General features: G+C 42.5%; 19 protein-coding genes. 6 read left to right on the top strand and 13 right to left on the bottom strand.

Annotated features, from left to right (window positions below; translation table 11 throughout):
* Positions 1-47 precede the first annotated feature (47 nt).
* The 4 genes from AC13FX_RS03585 to AC13FX_RS03570 all read right to left on the bottom strand — a co-directional run bounded on the left by AC13FX_RS03585 (position 48) and on the right by AC13FX_RS03570 (position 4,901).
* Positions 48-1,184, bottom strand: a complete 1,137-nt coding sequence (locus tag AC13FX_RS03585; protein WP_482879091.1) for a DUF2911 domain-containing protein — start codon at positions 1,182-1,184, stop codon at positions 48-50.
* A 92-nt stretch (positions 1,185-1,276) separates the two neighbouring features.
* Positions 1,277-1,909: a DsbA family oxidoreductase gene (locus tag AC13FX_RS03580; protein ID WP_482879090.1), complete on the bottom strand. Its 633-nt coding sequence runs from the start codon at positions 1,907-1,909 to the stop codon at positions 1,277-1,279.
* 145 nt (positions 1,910-2,054) lie between these two features.
* Positions 2,055-3,707: a M28 family peptidase gene (locus AC13FX_RS03575; RefSeq protein WP_482879089.1), complete on the bottom strand. Its 1,653-nt coding sequence runs from the start codon at positions 3,705-3,707 to the stop codon at positions 2,055-2,057.
* A 111-nt stretch (positions 3,708-3,818) separates the two neighbouring features.
* The gene (locus AC13FX_RS03570; protein ID WP_482879088.1) at positions 3,819-4,901 is read right to left on the bottom strand and encodes a Kelch repeat-containing protein; all 1,083 of its coding nucleotides are present in this window, start codon (positions 4,899-4,901) and stop codon (positions 3,819-3,821) included.
* Between the two features lie 115 nt (positions 4,902-5,016).
* On the opposite strand from AC13FX_RS03570, the gene AC13FX_RS03565 reads away from it, so the two are divergent.
* From AC13FX_RS03565 to AC13FX_RS03555, 3 genes are read left to right on the top strand one after another with little or no spacing between them, the layout of a single operon-like run.
* Positions 5,017-5,841 carry an SDR family oxidoreductase gene (locus AC13FX_RS03565; RefSeq protein ID WP_482879087.1) on the top strand — a complete coding sequence of 275 codons (825 nt, stop codon included), beginning with the start codon at positions 5,017-5,019 and terminating at the stop codon, positions 5,839-5,841.
* The gene (locus AC13FX_RS03560; protein ID WP_482879086.1) at positions 5,838-7,205 is read left to right on the top strand and encodes an aldehyde dehydrogenase; all 1,368 of its coding nucleotides are present in this window, start codon (positions 5,838-5,840) and stop codon (positions 7,203-7,205) included. Before AC13FX_RS03565 ends, AC13FX_RS03560 begins: the two co-directional genes overlap by 4 nt.
* On the top strand, positions 7,202-8,200 hold the full coding sequence (locus AC13FX_RS03555) for a YhdH/YhfP family quinone oxidoreductase (RefSeq protein WP_482879369.1): 999 nt from the start codon (positions 7,202-7,204) through the stop codon (positions 8,198-8,200). Before AC13FX_RS03560 ends, AC13FX_RS03555 begins: the two co-directional genes overlap by 4 nt.
* Positions 8,201-8,302: 102 nt before the next feature.
* On the opposite strand, the gene AC13FX_RS03550 is transcribed toward AC13FX_RS03555, so the two are convergent.
* The 4 genes from AC13FX_RS03550 to AC13FX_RS03535 form a co-directional block, all read right to left on the bottom strand.
* On the bottom strand, positions 8,303-8,701 hold the full coding sequence (locus tag AC13FX_RS03550) for a response regulator (RefSeq protein WP_482879085.1): 399 nt from the start codon (positions 8,699-8,701) through the stop codon (positions 8,303-8,305).
* 152 nt (positions 8,702-8,853) lie between these two features.
* On the bottom strand, positions 8,854-9,597 hold the full coding sequence (locus tag AC13FX_RS03545; protein ID WP_482879084.1) for a helical backbone metal receptor: 744 nt from the start codon (positions 9,595-9,597) through the stop codon (positions 8,854-8,856).
* Complete coding sequence (locus tag AC13FX_RS03540) at positions 9,590-10,444, bottom strand: fructosamine kinase family protein (RefSeq protein ID WP_482879083.1); 855 nt, start codon at positions 10,442-10,444, stop codon at positions 9,590-9,592. The genes AC13FX_RS03545 and AC13FX_RS03540 overlap by 8 nt, the downstream gene beginning before the upstream one ends.
* Positions 10,445-10,446: 2 nt before the next feature.
* Positions 10,447-10,947: a low molecular weight protein-tyrosine-phosphatase gene (locus AC13FX_RS03535; protein ID WP_482879082.1), complete on the bottom strand. Its 501-nt coding sequence runs from the start codon at positions 10,945-10,947 to the stop codon at positions 10,447-10,449.
* Between the two features lie 189 nt (positions 10,948-11,136).
* On the opposite strand from AC13FX_RS03535, the gene ileS reads away from it, so the two are divergent.
* From ileS to AC13FX_RS03520, 3 genes are read left to right on the top strand one after another with little or no spacing between them, the layout of a single operon-like run.
* Complete coding sequence (gene ileS, locus AC13FX_RS03530; protein ID WP_482879081.1) at positions 11,137-14,295, top strand: isoleucine--tRNA ligase; 3,159 nt, start codon at positions 11,137-11,139, stop codon at positions 14,293-14,295.
* A gap of 10 nt (positions 14,296-14,305) precedes the next feature.
* The gene (locus AC13FX_RS03525; protein WP_482879080.1) at positions 14,306-14,707 is read left to right on the top strand and encodes a TraR/DksA family transcriptional regulator; all 402 of its coding nucleotides are present in this window, start codon (positions 14,306-14,308) and stop codon (positions 14,705-14,707) included.
* Between the two features lie 10 nt (positions 14,708-14,717).
* The gene (locus AC13FX_RS03520; RefSeq protein WP_482879079.1) at positions 14,718-15,323 is read left to right on the top strand and encodes a signal peptidase II; all 606 of its coding nucleotides are present in this window, start codon (positions 14,718-14,720) and stop codon (positions 15,321-15,323) included.
* Between the two features lie 379 nt (positions 15,324-15,702).
* On the opposite strand, the gene ribB is transcribed toward AC13FX_RS03520, so the two are convergent.
* The 5 genes from ribB to AC13FX_RS03495 all read right to left on the bottom strand — a co-directional run bounded on the left by ribB (position 15,703) and on the right by AC13FX_RS03495 (position 21,495).
* The gene (gene ribB, locus AC13FX_RS03515) at positions 15,703-16,893 is read right to left on the bottom strand and encodes a 3,4-dihydroxy-2-butanone-4-phosphate synthase (RefSeq protein ID WP_482879078.1); all 1,191 of its coding nucleotides are present in this window, start codon (positions 16,891-16,893) and stop codon (positions 15,703-15,705) included.
* A 66-nt stretch (positions 16,894-16,959) separates the two neighbouring features.
* Complete coding sequence (gene yajC / locus AC13FX_RS03510) at positions 16,960-17,277, bottom strand: preprotein translocase subunit YajC (RefSeq protein ID WP_482879077.1); 318 nt, start codon at positions 17,275-17,277, stop codon at positions 16,960-16,962.
* Between the two features lie 131 nt (positions 17,278-17,408).
* The gene (locus AC13FX_RS03505; protein ID WP_482879076.1) at positions 17,409-18,320 is read right to left on the bottom strand and encodes a universal stress protein; all 912 of its coding nucleotides are present in this window, start codon (positions 18,318-18,320) and stop codon (positions 17,409-17,411) included.
* Between the two features lie 10 nt (positions 18,321-18,330).
* Positions 18,331-19,956, bottom strand: coding sequence for a BCCT family transporter (locus AC13FX_RS03500; protein WP_482879075.1), 1,626 nt, complete (start codon positions 19,954-19,956; stop codon positions 18,331-18,333).
* Positions 19,957-20,289: 333 nt separating this feature from the next.
* A complete protein-coding gene (locus tag AC13FX_RS03495; RefSeq protein ID WP_482879074.1) occupies positions 20,290-21,495 on the bottom strand; it encodes a hypothetical protein in 1,206 nt (401 codons plus the stop codon).
* Between the last annotated feature and the right edge of the window lie 58 nt (positions 21,496-21,553).

The raw sequence follows: 21,553 nt of genomic DNA, 5'->3' as shown, positions 1-21,553 counted from the left end.
GCGCTGAAAAGCGCCTTTATTGTATCTAATTTAATTTGTTGTGTAGATCAGTTGATGCTGAAATCAACATAGTAGACGGTATTGCCCCAGATCAGGTTCAACCTTCCTCCTTCATCTGTTTCTTCAACAGTGATCGTGAAGGCTTCCGTCATCTGATCGGTTTGTTCAACCTGCATCGGTACCCTGCCAAAATCCTGGTTTTCATCATAGGAATTACCGTTTTGACCGGTCTCACTGTTAATGATCATAGTGCCACCATCTTTTTCCGGTATGGTAAATATCGTGTATTCACCTGAAGGTATATCAAGGTCACCGATCTGAATATCACTGGAAGTATAAAAATGAGTTGCTCTGTTTGCTCCGGTTCTCCAGCGTTCACCATAGGGTACAATACCACCGAACAATTCACGCCCTCGTTTTTGAGGAGATCCATAATCAACACGGAAGTTGGAATCACCAATGATATATTCGGCACTTACAGCACCTGAAAGTTCACCGATCGGGTTTTGGGCATAGCGATCTGCAAGAGCATTCATATCAACAGAATTAACACGATCGACTTTTAACTTACGCGTGGTCAACCCGGCATCAAGATGCTTGATGTTTCCTTCCGGAGTCACATTAACTCCCATAACACCTCTGAATGGATGTCTTATGGTCATTGAATCACCCTCGATGTCAGCAATAATGAAATTTGAGATCCTATTACCGCTTAGCAAGGGTTGATTTACCGTATCCTGTCCGGTTGCTACGGCTGAATTGAATGCCAGTTCAAAGGGCCAGTGGACCATGTCAATAAATGGCAATACACCGGGTTCATAAGGTGCCATATAAGCTCGGGCTTCATCCTCACCATAGAACTGTACATTCAGGCTGTCACCTTGCCTCACAATAGACTGGGTTAAAGCTCCTTCACCTGAAAATCCAACGCTTGGCGGGTAGTCAGTTCGTTGCATTTGGGTGATCCCTCCCGTTTCATCCAGTTCAAGAGTATATTTTGAAAACCTGGTTTCAGGGCTCCGAAGGATCACTGTAGCAGCCATTCCTGAATCAGTTTCTAAAAATTGTTCCACAGCAAGGGTATCATCCCCCAATTTAGTAACAAAGTAACTCTCATTATTGCCTTGAGAACTACATGCTGAAAAAAGAGCTGTGATCAGTAACGCAAAAATTAAATTTCGCATAATGTGTCAGTTGGTTGTTAAAGTTAGATTGAAAATCTATTTCAAAAAGACCTTATTGCCAAAAACATGGGCTTTAAAATTGGTAAATGTGATCAGGATTCTTTCTGAATCTTATCCAGTGCCTCAACAAATACTTCAACAGGCTGTGCACCGGATAGGCCATATTTATTGTTGATCAGAAAAAAGGGAACCCCCTGAACTCCGATCTTGTGTGCGCGTTCAACATCCTCAACCACCTCATCAGTAAACTGTTTTTGATTTAGAATTTTCATTGTCTCATTCTTATCTAAACCGATATCACTCGCCAATTCAGCCAAAGTTGTAAGGTCGCCTACATTTCTTCCTTCAGTGAAATACGCTTTCAAAAGGCGTTCTTTCATCTCATGCTGAAGACCTTTGCTTTCTGCAAAATGGATCATCCTGTGAGCATTGAAGGTATTAGTGGGTTTGACTTCGTCCATATTGAAATTAAGTCCGGCTTTTTCAGCCATTTGGGTCATATTCTTATTCATTTGTATAGCCCAATCCCGGTTTTTGCCGTATTTGGTGGCTAATGTATCATAAATATCAGATTTAGGCTCAACAGGTGCATTTGGGTCGAGCTCAAAGCTTTTCCACGTGATATTTACTGTAGTTTCCGGTAATTGCTTTAGAGCTTTTTCAAGATGTGCTTTACCGATATAACAAAAAGGGCAAGCTACATCCGACCAAATTTCAATATTCATGGTGTTTGATTAATTCGTTGTGTATGTATAACTCATTCTGCCGCAGTGAAGTTCAATGAGTTGGGTATGGTATAGATAAGGCCAAATAAAAAAAGGATGCTGAATTTATTTCAGCATCCTTTAGAAAATTATTGTTTTAATTTGATCACTCTATTCGCTCGAGCATTCTCAACCTGGTTGCCTCGAACTCATCACCGGATTTCCAGCTTTGCATATTTTCGGCATTCAGGGCTCTGAAGCCGGTCAGGAAAAATAATCGGGTATCAACCTCGGCTCCGGCAAGGTCCCAATATTCATTGATCTCATCATTTACAGTATGATAGTTGGCATCAGAAACACTGTCAATGGTAGTAATGTAATTATCAGGTTTACCTACGAACTCCCTTCCAGGGTTAGGAAAAATGGCCGGTATTCCTACTTTAGCCATATTAAAATGATCAGATCGGTAAAAATAGCCGCGTTCCGGATGCTGATCAGGTTTTACAGTTCGTCCTTGTTTTTGCGCTTCTTCGACCAACAGGTCACTAAGAGAGGAACGTCCGTACCCGACAACAACGATATCCTTTGTTTGGCCATATACATTCATTCCGTCCAGGTTGATGTTGGCGGTAACTTTGCCGGGTTCTACGGTTGGATGTTCAGCCCAGTATTGTGAGCCTAAAAGGCCAACTTCCTCAGCGCCAACCACAACAGCTAAAACACTTCTTTTGATCTCACTTTGGATGGATTTATAAGACTCCATCATTTCAACTAAAGCGCTGACTCCCGCAGCGTTGTCTGACGCACCATTATTAATGGAATCAGCCTCTATCGGTGTTGTGATACCCAAGTGATCATGGTGAGCGGTCAACACCAGATATTCATCATTCAGTTGTTCATCACTGCCCTTAATTTCTGCAATCACGTTCTTTCCCATGATCTCACGATAGTCAGCATCCATGCTTACATTCATGCGAATTCCACTCAAAGGAACCGGTTCAAAATCCGGACTGTCTGCAGCTTCCATTAATTCATTTAGGTTTAATCCGGCTTCTTCAAACAACAGCTGAGACGCTTGATAGGTCATCCAGCCATTGAATTTGGTTGCTGAGGCTGATGCATCTTCTTCTCCCTTCAGATAAAATCGCTCACGGCTCCAACCATTGGAAACAACGTTCCATCCATATCCGGCTGTTTCATCAGTATGAATGATGATGGCTCCTAATGCTCCAAGTTCTTTAGCCTTTTCGTACTTGTAATCGTACCGGCCGTAATAAAGTCTTGTTTTACCCGCAAAAAGATCAGGATCATATTCGGGGTCATTATTTTTCACTACAATGATCTTGCCTTCAACGTCTGTTCCCTTAAAGTCATCCCAATCTTCCTCAGGAGCCTGAATGCCATAACCCACGTAGACCAATTCAGCATTTTGAACTTCGATCTGTTCTGCCTGATTTGCAGGCCAGGCCATGAATTCATTAAAATATTCTACATTAAATGGGGTTCGTCCATTTGTCGAAACCGACATTTCAGCATTGGAAGTCTTTTGCCCCAAAAGAGGGAATTCCTGTACATAACTGCCGTCATCAGCGCCGGGAGTAGCGCCCATTTCTTTAAATTGATTTACCAGATAGTCCACGGTCATTTGTTCACCGGCAGTTCCGGTAGCCCTTCCTAAATATTCATCGCTGGATAGGGTTTCGATATGCCGAAGCAATGAATCCCTGTTTATGGAGTTTGCAGCATTTTGTTCAGGGGTACTTGAGCACCCAAATGCCAATATAGAGATCAGTATTGCAGTGATTGGAATGGACTTCATCTGAAAGGATTTTTTGTTGAATTTTAAATTATCTGTTTGAAGATAATGTACAAAATAAAAAAAGCGAAAGGCGGTTTGGCCTTTCGCTTTTATGTCTAAAATATATTTGGCTTAGTTTGCCGGTGAAAGCTGAACAGAAAACTTTTGAACCTTATTTGTTACAGCCTGATCCTTAGTCATACCGCCAACAATGTAATATTCATTATTAGCTTTCCCCATACTACGGTGGTCCATGGTAGGTGTTGGCTGATTTCCCAATACAACCCATTCCTGAGTGTCAAGTCGGTATGCAAATACCTCACTTGCCGGGTTGGCAGGACGTAAATTATAACCAATACCATTATAGTTGTATGGATTGGTTGTTCCCCCTACAAAAACGATCATTTCAACCGGGGACTTTACACCCATGGATGCCATTCTGTAACGGGCTTCACCCGGATGGGTTTTAATGCGAGTCCAGTTGATGGTGGTGTGGTCGTCACTATCGATCTCCCCTTTGATACTGCCGGGTGACATTTTAAAAATCTGTTCACCATCATCTACAATAGACTGAACACCATCAGCTAATACCATAGTATTACCGATCAGACCGCCTGCGTGGCCGAATACCGGAGGCCCCGGATAAGGTGTGGCATGTTCCCACGAGTTGGTTTCGGTATCGTATACCTGGACGTTGGACACGTTATTGGTGTAATTCCATCCGCTCACCAGGTAAATGTAACGGTCCTGATAAACAAGGGATACAGCATCCTCAACAGGAAGCAACATATCGGCTACCCGCTCATAGGTATTTGCAACTGGATCGTATTCGAAAACTTCTGAGGTGGAGGTTTCTGAACCATCTTCAGCTACAGTATAACCACCAAAGAGGTAGATTTTACCATTTACGGTTTCAGCAGTACTTCCCAGCCTGCCAATTTTGTCAGGAACACCGGGGATCTCCTCCCAGATATTTTCCTCTGCATTATATCGGGCAGCGAAATCACTTACGTCATTGAATGTTTTTCCTTTTTCCAGTCCTGAAAAAGTATAGATATATGGAATACCGTCAACGGTTGCAGAGGCAACGGCGTTGTTAGAGATCTCAAGGGGCAAATTTGCCACTTCTTCCCATTCCAGGGAAACTTGCTTAGGTGCCTGTTGGCAGGAAACTGCCAAAATAGCTAGGGTGAATAGTGTTAATAATTTTTTCATTTGTATAATTACTAGACTTATTATCTGATTTTTGGTTACCCTGAACACCGTATTGTTCCGAAAAATTCGCGTTCAGAAATTGTTTATTTTCCAATTTTAAATATAAGATTTTTATATGTCCTCTTTTGAAAATAAAATAGTTTTAATAACCGGCGGTGCCAGTGGAATTGGGTTGATGATGGGACGAAAGGTGCTTAGCCGAGGTGCTGAAAAATTAATTATTTGGGATGTAAACGCGGAGGGTCTTGCCCGGGTATCAGATGAGCTTACCTCTGAGGGATATGCCGTATCTACCGAGCTAATAGATGTTAGTGATCATGAAAGTGTTCTGAAAGGTGCTGAAAAATCTCTGAACGAACACGGTCGGGTGGATGTCTTGTTCAATAATGCCGGTATCGTGGCCGGTAAAAAATTCACGGAACATTCCGTGGAAAGCATCAAAAAAACCATGGACGTAAATAGTTTGGGACTGATGTATATGGCAAAAGCTTTTTTACCCTCTATGATCGAAAATGGTTTTGGCCATATTATCAACATAGCGTCTGCCGCCGGGTTAACTCCTAATCCTGGGATGACAGTTTATGCAGGTAGTAAATGGGCTGCTGTGGGGTGGTCGGAGTCATTGAATCTGGAGATGGTGAAAAACGGTCATCCTGTAAAAGTGTTAACAGTGATGCCAAGTTATATCAATACCGGAATGTTTGAAGGGGTAACAGCTCCTTTGTTAATGCCACTACTTGATCCCGATAAGATCACAGATAAGATCTTAAGGGCGGTTGAAAGCGATAAAGACAGGCTCAGAGAGCCTTTCATGGTAAAGTTGACTCCCTTTATAAAAGGAATATTGCCTGCTAAGGTTTATAACTTTGTGGCCGGGAAATTGATCGGTGTTTACCGATCTATGGATACATTCAAAGGCAGAGGAACTGATTCGAAATGAGTGCAAAAGATCTACTTGAGAAACAACAAACCTATTTCAGGTCCGGGGCAACCAGGTCTCTTTCTTTTCGGGTCCACCAGCTGGAAACATTGAAGAAGATCCTGACCGAACATGAGGAAGAACTCATGTCTGCCTTATATCAGGATTTCAAGAAACCGGAACTGGAGGCTTATGCCACTGAGATCGGTATCCTTCATGACGAGATCTCATATACCATTAAGAAATTACGAAAGTGGGTTAAGCCGAAAAGAGTGCCGGGTACATTGATCAACTTTCCCTCATTTAACTATACTTTGGCAGAACCCTATGGTACTGTGCTGATCATAGCACCATGGAATTACCCGATTCAGCTGGCTTTGTTACCTATGGTAGGGGCAATAGCTGCCGGAAATACAGTTATTATCAAGCCGTCGGAATTATCGCCAAATACCTCATCCGTTCTAAAGAAAATTACGGAAGCCTGGTTTAAGGAAGAGTTTGTTGCGGTGGTCGAAGGCGGAGTTGAAGTCAATCAGGACCTGCTGGCCCAGGATTTCGATTATATTTTCTTTACCGGCAGTACTCGGGTCGGTAAGATCGTAATGGAAGCCGCTTCGAAACACCTTACTCCGTTAACTCTGGAGCTTGGCGGTAAGAGTCCTTGTATTGTGGATGGAACGGCCAGGGTCAAAACAGCGGCCAAACGAATTGTATGGGGAAAATTTATTAATGCAGGCCAAACCTGTGTGGCTCCCGATTATGTGCTCGTTCACAGCAGTGTAAAAGCTGAGCTGTTGCAGGAAATTAAAAAAACGATTTCTGAATTTTATGGTGTGAATCCCAAACTCAGCCCGGATTATGCGCGCATCATAAATAAAGACCATTTCCGGAGATTACTATCATACCTGGAAGATGGTGATATTTATTCAGGCGGCAGGTATGACGAAGAAGAGTGCTACCTTGAGCCAACTGTTCTGACAAATCTCAACAGGAAGGCAACGGTAATGGAGGAAGAGATCTTCGGGCCCATATTGCCGGTCTTAGAATTCGAGAGTGTCTCTGATGCCATTCATAAGGTGAATTCCAACCCAAAACCACTAGCTCTTTATTTATTTACCGAAAACAAAACCACAGAAAGGCTGGTATTAAAGGAGTGTTCTTTTGGAGGCGGAGCCGTGAATGATGTGGTTGCACATTTGGGTAACCGGCACCTTCCTTTTGGTGGAGTAGGCAAAAGTGGTATGGGTGTTTATCATGGTAAATCCAGTTTTGACACTTTTTCTCATACAAAGAGTATTATGCGCAAGCCTACATGGCTTGATGTGCCATTCAGATATGCACCCTACAAAGGAAAACTAAAATGGATAAGGAAGATCCTGAAATGAGTACTGATACATTCAAAGCATTTTATGTAAAGGAAACAGAAGAAGGAAAATTCAGATCAGAGGTCAGGCAGGTTCCATTTTCGTTTCTGCCGAAGCACGAGGTCTTAATAAAGGTGAAATATTCCTCTTTGAATTACAAGGATGCGCTTTCTGCCAGTGGAAATAAAGGAGTAACCAGAACCTACCCTCATATTCCGGGTATTGATGCATCGGGAGTTGTGGTGGAAGATAGCTCTGGATCTTTTAGTACAGGTGACAAGGTAATAGTTACGGGGAGAGATCTTGGCTCCAATACATCAGGTGGTTTTGGTGAGTATATCTCAGTCCCACCTGACTGGGTTGTATCGTTACCAAAAGGACTCAGGTTAGTGACAGCTATGTACTATGGTACGGCCGGTTTTACAGCTATGTATGGCGTTAAAAGATTACAACGCGAATTGGTTGAACCTGATGGCGGAAAAGTATTGGTGACCGGCGCAACCGGAGGGGTCGGTTCACTGGCTGTTTTATTCTTATCTGAACTGGGTTATGATGTTGTGGCCGCGACCGGAAAAATGGATGAGGAATCATTTTTGAAAGAATTGGGCGCAAAGGAAGTCATAAACAGAGATCAGGTGACGAATGTTGGAAATAGTTTGATGTTAAGTAGAAAATGGAATGGAGCCATTGAAACAGTTGGAGGCTCTATGTTGGATGCTGTGATCCGGCAGGCCAATCATGATGGGGCTATTGCCTGTTGTGGAAATATTCTTGGCCATGAATTGAATACAAATATCTATCCATTCATTTTACGCGGTGTAAGTTTGCTTGGCATCGATTCCGCGATCTGTAAAATGCCAATGAGACTAAAGATCTGGGATTCTATTTCAAAGATAGATGTGTCGAAGCTGCCAAACCGATTCATAAAAACGACACCTCTTGAAAAGGTGCAGGAAGAAGTGGAGAGAACCTTGAAGGGAAGACAGGTTGGAAGAATATTGGTTACTCATGAATGAATAAAAAAAAGCCCGCTGCGTTAACAGCGGGCCCGGATAATCACAAAACAGCGGTCAAACTGATTTGTGGGAGTTATGGGTATTTAATAAAGAAAGTTCTTTTTAAGCGGCGTTTTGAGCCACGTTTGCTGATTCAGAGGCTTTGTTCAATGGGATTGATAATTCCTGCACCGTGATCGGTTTCAAAAGAAAGTCAATATAATCTGTGCTTTGGGCATTTTTGAGAACCGATGGAGATCGATCGCCGGATAAAAATATCACCGGAATGTCCATAAATTTTTCCCGGATCATTTTGACGGTTTGAATTCCATTCAGTTGACCGGCTAACTGTACATCTATAAGTAAGATCTCAGGATTAAGTTCCTGGATTTTTTCCAGGGTTTCTTCACCGCTGGCTGCCTTACCGATAACGTCATACCCAAGACGTTCTACCATCTTCTGCTCTACAACAGAAAGAAGCGGGTCGTCCTCAACAATCATGACTTTTTTTAACAGTCCCATAACAAGCCTTTAGTATTAAAATTTTCTAATCTTAATATATTAGAGTTTTTTAATAAAAGCAATGCAGGTATAGAATATCTTTTTTGAGGTAACTTTTAAGTGGTTATTTATCAGTAATTAATAAATTGAAAATGAAATGGATCTTCGTAAGATCAGGAGTCGGTCACCCATTCATTCAGGGCTTTAAAAGCTGGAAGCATTCTGGATCCATACCAGCTGAACCATTCACCATTCACCAGTTTGACAGTAGAATCAGGGCAATGGTCTTTGATCTCTTTGATATGTTTTTCCTTAAAAGGATAGGGTTCACTACTCAGTAAGATAAGTTCAGGTGATAGCAATGAGAGTTTTTTCAGATCGGTAGTGGGGTACCTTTTTTGGTCACTAAACACATTAATCATACCATACTTATTCATTACGTCATGGATATACGTATCCTGGCCGACTGACATCCAGGGGTCTTTCCATATAAAATAAGCAGTTTTTAAAGGTTGGGTACCTGGCCGTTCACTAATGGCAGTGGTTATTTCTGAAATGATGTTTTCAGCGGATTCAGTCCGACCTGTTGTCTTTCCAATTCTACTGATCTCAACCAAAGCGTCTTCAACCGATCCAATATCAGTGACTAATACTTCGGCTATGGATTTGAGTATTTGAACATCTTCTTTTCTGTTCTCTTCCTTATTTGCAATTACCAGGTCTGGTCCAATATCGATTATCTTTTCAATATTGGGGTTTTTGGTGCCACCGATGATCTCGATATCATTAACAGCATCTGCAGGATGAACGCAAAAACGGGTGCGCCCAACAAGTTGCTTTTCAAGTCCCAGGTCTACCAAAAGCTCCGTAAGGCTAGGTACCAGGGAAATTATTTTTTTGTAAGGTAAGTCAGGCATAATGTCGGATGATCTGTTCAGCCTGCCGGGAGTAACTACCCCCAAACAGGTTGGCGTGGACAAGTATGGGGTAAAGGTTGCATAGTTTTATTCTCTCTTCATATCCATGTTCTAAAGGGTATGTGTCTTCATAGCCCTTATAGAACTCTTCTGAAAAACCGCCAAAAAGCCGGGTCATGCTAATATCCATTTCCCTGTGTCCATAATAAACCGCAGGGTCATATATAGATGTTTTCCCCTCTCTTACGTACATATAATTGCCACTCCAGAGGTCGCCATGTAAGAGAGCGGGCTTTTCACGTGGAAAGATCTGACCTAGCTTGCCGTAAAGTTTTTGGACCGACCTGAATAAGGAACGTTCTATTTTATCATTTTCAACAGCCAGTTGAATTTGAGGTTCCAACCGTTCAATAGCGAAAAAGTCAGCCCAATTGGAATGCTTGTGATTGGATTGGTGAAGTTTGCCTATGAAGTTATCATGATCGAGACCAAAATGATCGTTTGTATTCTTGTGTAAAAGGGCCAATTGTCTGCCAAAATCATAGGAAGATCGGTGGTTTTCAGTTCCTTCCTGGATCCAGTCCAAAATCAAAAAGTTATTCCCATAATGGTGAACATTGGGAATGACAATATCTGTACCTGCCTCAGAAAGTATTTTGAGACCTTTGGCTTCTTTATCAAACATGGAAGGATCAGAATTCATATTCCATTTAATAAAATAGTTGGATCCATTTTCTAAGGTGATCCGACCACCCTGATTGATGTCTCCTCCATGAACAGCTTTGACCTCAGAAATGCCTGTTTTAAAATGTTCTTGAATTTTTATGGCAATGGGATCGGGAAACATGATCAGTCTTCTATATGTTCGGCTAATTCATTCAAAAGATATTCGGTGCTTCGTTCAAGGACATTGAAAACATTTTCAAAGCCATCCATACCACCATAATAAGGATCAGGGACATCCTTCATATTGCCTTCAGGGTCAAAATGACGCATCATTTTTACTTTAGACCCATACTTATCCTTAGTATCCAGGTCCAGGATGTTTCGATAATTCTCAGAATCCATGGCAAGGATCAGATCAAACTCTTCAAGGTCGGCATAGTCAAATTTACGTGCTTTAGAAGGCAGGTGGATGCCTCGTTTGTTAGCGGTAGCCTGACTTTTACTGTTTGCGGATTCTCCAACATGGTAGGCTGCTGTTCCGGCTGAATCGATATAAAAATAGTTTTCAAGGCTTTTTTCTTTCACTTTATGAAGAAAAATGCCTTCAGCAGTAGGGCTCCTGCAGATATTGCCAAGGCAGACGAATACAATTTTAAATGGATTATCTTGAGTAATTGGTCTCATTATTTATCAAAATAGGTTAGTAAATGAAAACTGCTCAAAAGTTAAGGGTTATAAAATTAGCAGTCATATTTAATAAGGGTATCTGCCACTGGATGAGTTCCGGATATTTTTCATAGAAGTAACTACAAGCTTTTCAATCATATTTTGTATATTTGAGGCTTAAAATGATTCGCCGGAATAAAGTTTTTTATGGCAAAAAAATTCAAAGAAGTTAAACAATTAAGCTTCCCTAAATCAGAAGTAGAGATTCTGAATTGGTGGAAGGAACACAAGATCTTTAACAAAAGTGTGAAGACCCGTGAGGATGGTATACCTTTTACCTTCTATGAAGGTCCACCCACAGCAAACGGAAAACCGGGTATCCACCACGTTATGGCAAGGACTGTCAAAGACATGTTCTGCCGGTATAAAACCCTCAAGGGGTTTCGTGTTGAGCGGAAAGCCGGGTGGGATACTCATGGCCTTCCGGTAGAGATCGAAGTTGAAAAGGCATTGGGACTTGAGGGAAGAGCTCAGGTTGAGGAATATGGTATTGATAAATACAATGCTGAGTGTCGTAAGAGTGTATTGAAGTATAAAGATCTGTGGGATGACCTGACCTCCAGAATGGGGTATTGGGTTGATCAGGATGACCCTTATGTAACTTTTGAGAATAATTATATTGAGTCCGTTTGGTGGGCCTTCAATAAGCTTTATAAAAAAGGCCTTGTATATAAAGGTTACAAGATCCAGTGGTATTCACCGGGCAGTGGAACCGTTTTATCTTCACATGAGGTAAGCCTAGGGTATAAGGAAACTCAGGACCCTTCCATTTTTGTGAAATTTAAGTCTGATGATGCCGATGATACTTACTATCTGGCATGGACCACTACGCCTTGGACCATCGTTTCAAATATGGCATTAGCGGTTAATCCTAGCCTGGATTACGTAAAAGTTGGTCATTATGATGAGACGTTTATTATGGCCAAAGACTGCGTTGAAGAAGTATTGGGTGAAGATTATATCATTCAGGAAGAGTTCAAGGGAACAGCTCTGATCGGTAAAACTTATCAACCCGTTTTCGATTTTGCTTCCCAGCAGTTTGAGAAGCATGAGGCCTGGAAAGTGATACCTGCCGATTATGTGACTACTGAAGACGGTACCGGTATCGTACATACGGCCCCTGCTTTTGGTGCTGATGATTATGATTCCTGCCAGAAAAATAATATCCCGATGTTCAACCCTATTGACCGGGACGGAAAGTTCACAGACCTGGCTCCTGAATTTAAGGGCCAATGGTTCAAGGAAGCAGATAAGGATATTGCCCGTGCCATCAAGGATAAAGGTTTGATGTATAAGCATGAGACTATGGTTCACAATTATCCATTTGATTGGAGAAAGGGAACCCCGTTGATGTCGTACCCGGTAGAATCCTGGTTCATAGAGACCACTAAGGTCAAGGACCGTATGGTAGAGTTGAATAAAAAGATCAACTGGAAGCCGGAAAGTACAGGTACAGGACGGTTCGGAACCTGGCTTGAAAATAACGTTGACTGGGCTGTTTCTCGTCAAAGATATTGGGGAACACCGATCCCGATCTGGGTAAGTGATAAGGATCCTGAATACTTTGAATGCATTGGTAGTATCGCCAAATTGAGAGAAAAAGCAGGGTTGGGCGAAGATGCTGAGATCGATCTGCACCGCCCTTACATTGATGATATCACCTGGGAAGCCCCTGATGGCGGAACCATGAGAAGAATTCCGGATCTTTTGGATGTTTGGTTCGATTCCGGTGCTATGCCATTCGCACAGTGGCACTACCCGTTTGATAATGACCATGATTTTCAGGTGAACTACCCGGCAGATTTTATTGCAGAAGGCGTGGATCAAACCCGTGGATGGTTCTATACTCTGCATGCATTGGGCACTATGCTATTCAATGAGGAGGCATACAAAAATGTGGTCTCAAACGGACTGGTGCTGGATGAGAACGGTGAGAAAATGAGTAAGTCCAAAGGTAATTCTGTAGATCCGTTTGAGGTCATTCAGGAATTTGGAGCAGATACCGTACGCTGGTACATGATGAGTAATTCCTCTCCGTGGGAAAACCTCAAATTCAGTCATGATGGACTTAAGGAAGTACAGCGTAAGTTCTTCAACACCATAGTTAATACCTATTCGTTCTTTGCGATGTATGCGAATATTGACGGATTTACTTTTTCAGGTACGGCTATTCCTATAGCTGATCGCCCTGAGATCGATAAGTGGGTTATTTCACGGCTTAACACAACAGTTAAATTGGTTGAAGAATATCTTGAGGATTATGAGCCTACCAAAGCGGCTCGTGAGCTTGAGAATTTCGTGGAAGAACTGAGTAACTGGTATGTGCGCAGAAACCGGCGCCGTTTCTGGAAAGAAGGCAGTACATTAGATAAAACTGCGGCGTATCAGACCCTATACGAATGTTTACTGAATCTAAGTAAACTGATCAGTCCTATTGCTCCATTTGTTGGTGAGTGGTTGTATCAAAAATTGAATGAAGTGACCGGGCATGATGAGGAATCGGTGCACCTGGCATTTTTTCCAACAGTGGAAGAGACTGCCATCAATAAAGCTCTTGAACATAAGATGGAGATGGCCCGCCTGATTTCCTATATTGTGTTACGCGTTCGTAATCAGATCGAGATGAATGTACGACAGCCACTTGGACGTATTATTCTACCTATCAAAGATGAAAGTGAACGACAGGCCATAGAATCTGTTCGGGATATCATCCTTGAAGAAGTGAATGTTAAAGACATTCAGTTTGTGGATGATGACTCGGGAATTGTAGAGAAATCAGCCAAGCCAAATTATCCGGTATTGGGTAAGCGCTTAGGTCCGAAGATGAAAGCTGTGGCAGCCAAAGTTAATCAGTTGACCACAGAGGAGATCACAGAATTTGAGAAAAATGGCTGGATCGATCTTGAGATCGATGATGAGACCATTCGTATCGACTCTGAGGGGCTTGAGATCGTACGAACAGGTCTTGAAGGATGGACCGTTGAAACGGAAAAAGGCCTCAGCGTGGCTGTAGATACAGCCCTGAGTGAAGAACTAATTCAGGAAGGTATTGCCAGAGAGTTTGTAAATCGTGTGCAAAACATGCGTAAAGAGGCAAATTTTGAGGTAACTGACCGAATTGCCATTGGATTTACGGGATCTGATACGATTAAAGAAGCTGTTGTTTCCATGAGTGATTATATTAAGAAGGAAACATTGGCTGAAGAACTTCAAATTAAAGAACTGGACGTCTCAGATTTCACAAAAACCTGGGACATTGGAGAGGAAGAGTGCACCATCTCCATCAGAAGAAATATTAATTCATAACCACGCGGCTATGGCTACAAACGAATCAAAGAAAGACGAAAGAGTATCTCCATACAGTGATGAAGAGCTGGAATATTTTCGCGGTATCATCATTAAGAAGATGGAAGATGCAGAAGAAGAAGTAAATGCTTTGCAGCGTACGCTTCGCGAAAGTATGGAAAATGCTTCTGACGAATCAGCATATTCTTATCATATGGCTGATGCCGGTACAGATGCACAGGAACGTGAAAAGACCTATATGCTTTTTAATCGGACCAAGAAATTCATCAAGTACCTGGATGATGCTTTAAAAAGGATCGATAACAAGACTTACGGTGTGTGTAAGGTGACCGGCAAAAAGATCTCCAAAGGGCGACTTGAAGCGGTTCCTCATACTCAACTGAGTATTGATGCCAAATTGAAACGCAGATAAGAAAACCGGTTTGAACCGACAAAAATTAACCGCTCTTATTGTACCGGCCATTTTTGTGCTGGGTATCGACCAGTTTACAAAGTGGCTGGTCCGGACCACACCGGAACTACAGAATAAAGTTCTGATCGATGGCTGGTTGCAGTTCTACTTTACCAAGAACCCGGGAATGGCTTTGGGTATCGATTTTCTATCGACTCCTGTTGTCAGTGTTGTGGCTATACTTGCCGTAACCGGGATCCTGATCTATATCCTGAAAAATATAGAACAAGCCGGCATTGGATATCTTGTGTGTATGGGGTTGATCATCGGTGGAGCCTTCGGTAATATTGCAGACCGCTTATTTATGGCACTCATCATGGATTATGGCGGTGTACTGGATGGCCACGTAGTCGATTTTATTTACTTTTCCCTACAAATAAATGACTGGACGGTTTTTCCCTATATCTTCAATGTGGCTGATATTGCAATCTCCTGCTCCATCATACTGCTGATCCTGTTTAACAAGCGATTTCTTATAAATAACGAGGGGGATGGTGAGGCTACAGGAGTTGAATCCGAGACTGATACTGGATTGGAAGGTGGTCAGTTATCTCAGGATATTTCCGGGGAAAAGTGAATAAGGGATAGGTGATCTCTTTAATACTCGTTCCGTAGCTCTGCTGCGGAACGCTATCTCGAGGCTCTGCCTCATACAGCAGTATTTACCTTACTCCCCCAGCATTATTAAAAAAAAAGATTTGTAAATCAATTGCCGCAAATATGGAGGCGGAGCCTCCCAGGGGCATTGCGGAGCGGAGCGCCGCAACGAGGGTTAAATGGAAATTCTGTGAAAACCGAAGCAGGATCTGATATTTATGCAACCCTGAAGCTCTGCTTCAAAACTTTAAGATTGTGGTACCCCTAACAGCAGGAATTTTTAGGTGATTGTTTGAAAATTGGAGGAGTAACCTCCCAGAGCGGAGCGCCATATCGAGGGTTAAAGTGAGGGTCAGGATCTAACTATTCTCTTCACCCTCTATAGGATACTTTTGTGCTGAAAAGTCAAAATTAGGACTTATCGGTACCTGATCCACGATCTCCAACCCAAAACTTTTAATACCGATTCGCTTAACCGGATTGTTGGTCATGAGACGCAGTTTGCGAATACCGAGTGAGCGCAGGATCTGAGCCCCCACCCCATAATCTCTTGCATCCCCTCTTGGCGAGATATCTTCCTCGTTACTCTCAAGCTTTCCTTTCTGAAGGGCTTTCAGGGTTTTAAGCTGATTGACCAATACCGAACCACGTTGATTGCGGTTCATGTAAAGTACCACGCCCTGACCTTCTCGCTCCACTTGAAGCATGGCCTGGTGAAGTTGCTCGCTGGTGTCCTTATTTCGTGCACCGAAAATATCGCCGATAAGGTCAGAAGAGTGAACACGGGTCAATACCGGTTCTTCCTTACTCCATGTCCCCTTGGTAAGGGCAAGGTGGATATCGCCGGTCAGTTTTTCTTTAAATGCCCTAAGGCTGAAATCGCCATACATAGTCGGCAGGTTCACATCCATTACCTCATGGACCAGGGTCTCATTTTCATTTCGGTAAGCAATGAGATCCTTGATGGTAATGATCTTCATCTCAAATTCTTCAGCCATCTGGATGAGTTCAGGCACGCGTGCCATTTCCCCATCTTCCTTCATGATCTCGCAGATGATTCCTACAGGTTTCAACCCTGCAAGTCGTGCCAGGTCAATGGCAGCTTCGGTATGTCCTGCACGACGGAGTACGCCGCCTTCTACTGCAAGCAGGGGAAATACGTGGCCGGGACGTCTGAAATCGACGGGTTTAGAATCATCGCTGGCCAGCTCCCGTATGGTATTCGCCCGGTCTGCGGCCGAGATACCTGTAGTGGTAAGTCGTTTATGGTCGATTGAGATGGTGAAGTTGGCCTCATCAGGATCAGCGCCTTCCTGAACCATGTGCTTCAGCTTCAGCTTATCCGCTTTATCTTTGGTTATAGGGGCGCAAACTAATCCGCGGCCATGGGTGACCATCAGGTTGATAGCGTCGTTGGTCACCATTTCAGCGGCCATGAGAAAATCGCCTTCATTTTCCCGGTCCTCATCATCCACCACTATGACGATCTTGCCATTTTTGATGTCTTCTATGGCTTCCGGGATGGTATTGAATGTAAACTCCTGACTCATGCTGAATAAAATCTATTTCTTGATGAAGGCGATGTTAAAAGGGAGTGTAAAAAGCTGAGAGCTATTTTACTTATCCTTCTTATTTGGGTTTACATCGGTGATCGCTGACTTGAGCATGCGGATCTTGGTACCGCTGTCAACGTCAACCAACACTTCATTTTCCTCGATCTTATCGAGAATACCAATGATCCCGGAAGAGGTAACAATTTTGTCTCCCTTTTTCATTTCCTCGACCATCTGTTTGATCTCTTTTTGACGCTTACTTTGCGGACGGATGATGAAGAAATAGAAAACCAGAAAAATAGCACCAAGGAAGACCAGGTTTATGATACCGGCGCTTTCATCACCGGGCTGACCCATCAAAAATAAAGGTAGAAACTGCATAGAACGTAATTATTATATGTTTGAATTTTCCGGTGTGAAGATACGATATTCTAAGGATAATGACGATTATTAAACTTCAGTCTAATTATCTGCCCCACCTGCTTCAACCTAACCGGTCAATATCTGTTCTTTTAATCAAACAACGACTTAAGGAATTTCTGATGGCGTTCCTTATTCTTAACTATGAGTAATGGGATCCCGAATGAGTAATAGGTCATCTTATCGGTGAAATCATCCCGCAGTATACTGGTGATCTTTTTGGTGGATTTGGCTCCAACAACAATAAGATCTGCCTGATTTCTAACAGCTTCATCATAAACCTCATCGGCTAAGCGTCCTTCTTTATGCAGTGTTAGCGTAAAATTTACTTCCTCAGAAATATCAAATTCATCGATGAAGTTTGTCTTTTGTTCCTCGATGTGTTCTCTGATCTTTTTCTTTTCCTCATCTGAGGGCATGTATGGGAAGAAATGAGAGGGATATTTAAAGATATGCTGAGCCCGAACCTTACCATTGTTTTCTTTAACAAGATCCCGTGACAGGGAAACCGCGTTTGCCGATTGTTCGGAAAAATCAACCGGTGCAAGGATGGTATCCATAGCGTAGCGACTGTTTTCAGGTACAAACAATATGGAAGCGGGTACATATTTCACAATTCTGCGGGCGATCACACCTTCACCAACATAACCGGTCTTTTTACCCATCATTAAAAGATCAGGATCCATGGCCTTCATCAGTTCAATGATCTGATCGGTCGGTCGGCCTTTTTTCAGTATCAGGCGGGTTTCAACAGTATCACTATCAAACTCCTTATCGATCTTTTTAGAGAGCTCTCCTCTTATTACATCCTCAAAATCATCCGTGTTTTCAAGGTCGGGAAACAGTTCTACCATTTCCTCAGCAACCGAACCGGATTCGATGACGTGAAGAAAAGAGATCGTTTTGGGTTTTATGACAGAGGTCAAAAACTTGGCATACCCGATAAGGATATCATCCATCTTTGAAAGATCTAAGCAAATGAACCAGTGTTCTAAATTCTTCATATCAATCTCTTTATGCCTCTTTGTCTTTTTGTTGATTCTTTATAGCCTCTTCGACCAGGTCTTTGTAGGAATCCCGTTCTTTATCCTTTATTCGTTGCTGATTTTCACGGTATTCCCGTTTTAATCCCTGATGTAAGCTGTAACACATCACCAGCAATATCAACGCAAATGGAAGTCCGGTACTGATGGATGCTGTCTGTAAAGCTGTCAATCCTCCTCCGACTAATAAGATGGCAGCCACAAGTCCCTCAGTTTGTGCCCAAAATATTCGTTGACCTACCGGGGCATCCAGTTTGCCTCCACTCGTCAGGCCATCAATTACCAATGAACCGGAATCGGATGATGTAACGAAAAAACTCAGGATCAAGACAATGGCAATGATCGAGGTGACCATTTCGAGAGGGAATTGCTCAAGGAATACAAACAAGGCCGTAGCTACATTTTCATTAACGGCATCCCCGATGGTGCCGATCCCGGACATTTCAAGGTTGATGGCAGATCCTCCAAACGCCGACATCCATAGGAAGGTAATGATACTTGGTACGATCAAAACCCCAAGTACAAATTCTTTAACGGTGCGTCCTTTTGAGATCCTGGCGATAAACATCCCAACATACGGGGACCATGAAATCCACCATGCCCAGTAAAATATAGTCCATGAAGACTGCCAGTTAGTACCGGAGTAGGATTCAGTCCAGAAACTGAATGTGGCGACGGAGTTAATATATCCACCAAAATTCTGAATGAATGAATCAAAGATAAAAATGGTCGGTCCAACAAAGATCACGAATATGAGAAAGAGAGCTGCGATCCGAACATTCAGTTCACTTAATACCCTGACGCCCTTATCGATCCCAAGCACAACAGATACAGTAGCTACACCGGTGATGGCTACAATGATACCAACCTGTAAATAAATATTATCAGGAAAGCCGAATACGTGTTCAAGTCCGGCACTGACCTGTAAAACTCCTAAACCAAGAGAGGTTGCAAGTCCAAATAAGGTTGCTAGAACGGCAAGGGTATCGATCACATCACCCATCCAGCCTTTGATTCGGTCCCCTATCAACGGGTAAAATACCGACCGGAAGGAAAGTGGAAGCCCTCTGTTGAAAGCAAAAAAACCAAGAGAAAGTCCTACTACGGCATAAATACCCCAGGCATGAAATCCCCAGTGGAGATAGGTTAAGTTCATGGCTTGCTGCGCGGCTTCAGCTGTTTCACCTTCAGCCATTGGTGGTGACAAATAATGAAAGATCGGTTCTGCAACACTCCAGAACATGATACCGATTCCCATGCCGGCACTGAATAACATGGCAAACCAGGCAAGGGTGCTAAAATCTGTTTCAGCCTCGTCTCCCCCCAATTTGATATTTCCAAACCGGCTGAAGGCAATGAATAATGAAAAAACGATAAATACATTCACGACGATCACAAAGAACCAGCCACCATTGTTTGTGATGCCACTTTGAATGTTGTTGAAAAACTCTTCGGCCTGATCGCCAAGAAACAGTGTGGAAACGATCATAGCCGTAATTAATGCTAAGGCCGGCCAAAAGACCGGTTTATGTATGTCGAAGTACTTTTTAATACCTGTACGTTTACCTTTAGGTTCTTCGTCTCCTCGAATGGCCATTAGTGATCTTTTAAGGGGTTAAAAATTGGCTTCAGGAATAAATGACACTACCTATCGAAAAAATAATTGTAGTATGAGCCTATAGTGCCTGTCGATTTCTCGTAATTACATATATAATTACAAGAAATAGCTAAATAGAATTCATTTTGAACTTAGGGGATGCTAAAACCCACAATTAAGACCCTAAGCCTACATAAATTGAGAGTCACTTTCAAATTAAGGCTGGAATTATTAATAACGGTGAGATACCTAAGCAGCCAAAAACCAAAAAGGCCTCAAAAGTATGAATTTTGAAGCCTTTTAATGGAAACTCAATAAGATAATATAGAGACTTTACTTTTTGTCTTTTTTCAGAATATTCAGTCCATCGATGCCATTGGCCAGGATGATGAAGGACCCATTTGTCTTTACAAAATTAGCTGAGCCACTTCCGCCTTTCCAATTGTATACTTCTTCAGGTTCCTTACTTCCGCTACTGGATTGGGTTGTGATGAAAAGTCCGTCAGTACCATTGGCAATGTACACGTAATTTCCGGCTGCCGTCACCCCGTTTGATACGTCCTCACCCATTGGGTTGAATTCATATACGGGTTCCGTTCCTGAATTGAACTGATAGCCTTTAACTCCCTGATCACCCAAAGCGGCATAGGTTATTGAAGAGGTATGTTCAAGAACATTCTTGCCATCAACCGGAGAAATGGTATATGGGGTCTCATAATTTGTGATGGATCCGTTTTTAAAATCCATGATGGTGAAGTTGGCCTTTCCCTCTGCTGTGAAATTCAATCCAATGATATCATCCTGTCTCTTATCTATGCTTTTTGCAAAATCATGATCGACCCGGTCGGTGATATCGAAATTTCTTTTACTCAGCTGATAATATCCACCCCCTGTGGCACCTGCTGCAACATAGAGTGACTGTCCCGGAAAGTCTTCAATATCGTTACCTGAATAACTTGGCAGAGGTGTTTCACGATAGTTGTTTTCCTCGAACTCACCTTTGTCTATACCAAGTTCACCTATGATAGCTCCGTTATGATCGGCCGTGCTATAGCCGGAACTGGTTACATCACGTCCACCTGTGATCCAGAGGAGTTTGTTGTTTTCTTCAACATCCAATCCATTGATATCGGTATCAAGGAAAGTGATGGAAGAAACAAGGCTTGGGTTTTCCTCATCACGAATATCTATGATGTCAATGGCTCCGCCATAATCACTACCATTCAGGTGATAGGATATATAAACCATATTGGCCCTGAGTTCTATACTGGTGGCACTTAATTTACGCCCGTTGATCACAGGCGAAGCTACATTGGCAATATGCCTGAAGCTGTCTGACCCGGATGCTGTTACTGAATTGGATGTTTTTGAGCGGGTTGAATCCAAAACGATCGGTTGATTGATGATCTGAATTCTTTCGTTAAGCGTCTCAAGGTCATTATTGATATCGACCTTGAAATTACTTCCATCACCATTGGAAAGGATATCGCAAGCACCTGCCACTGAAGCCACTAAAAATACCAAGAGTACTTTTTTCACATTTTCCATAACTATTTAACCCCTTAAAGCTGAAAACTATAAATTTATTCTAAGCTGA

This window comes from Gracilimonas sp. B-17 (genome assembly GCF_056857935.1).
This window is presented reverse-complemented; position numbering and strand designations above follow the sequence as displayed.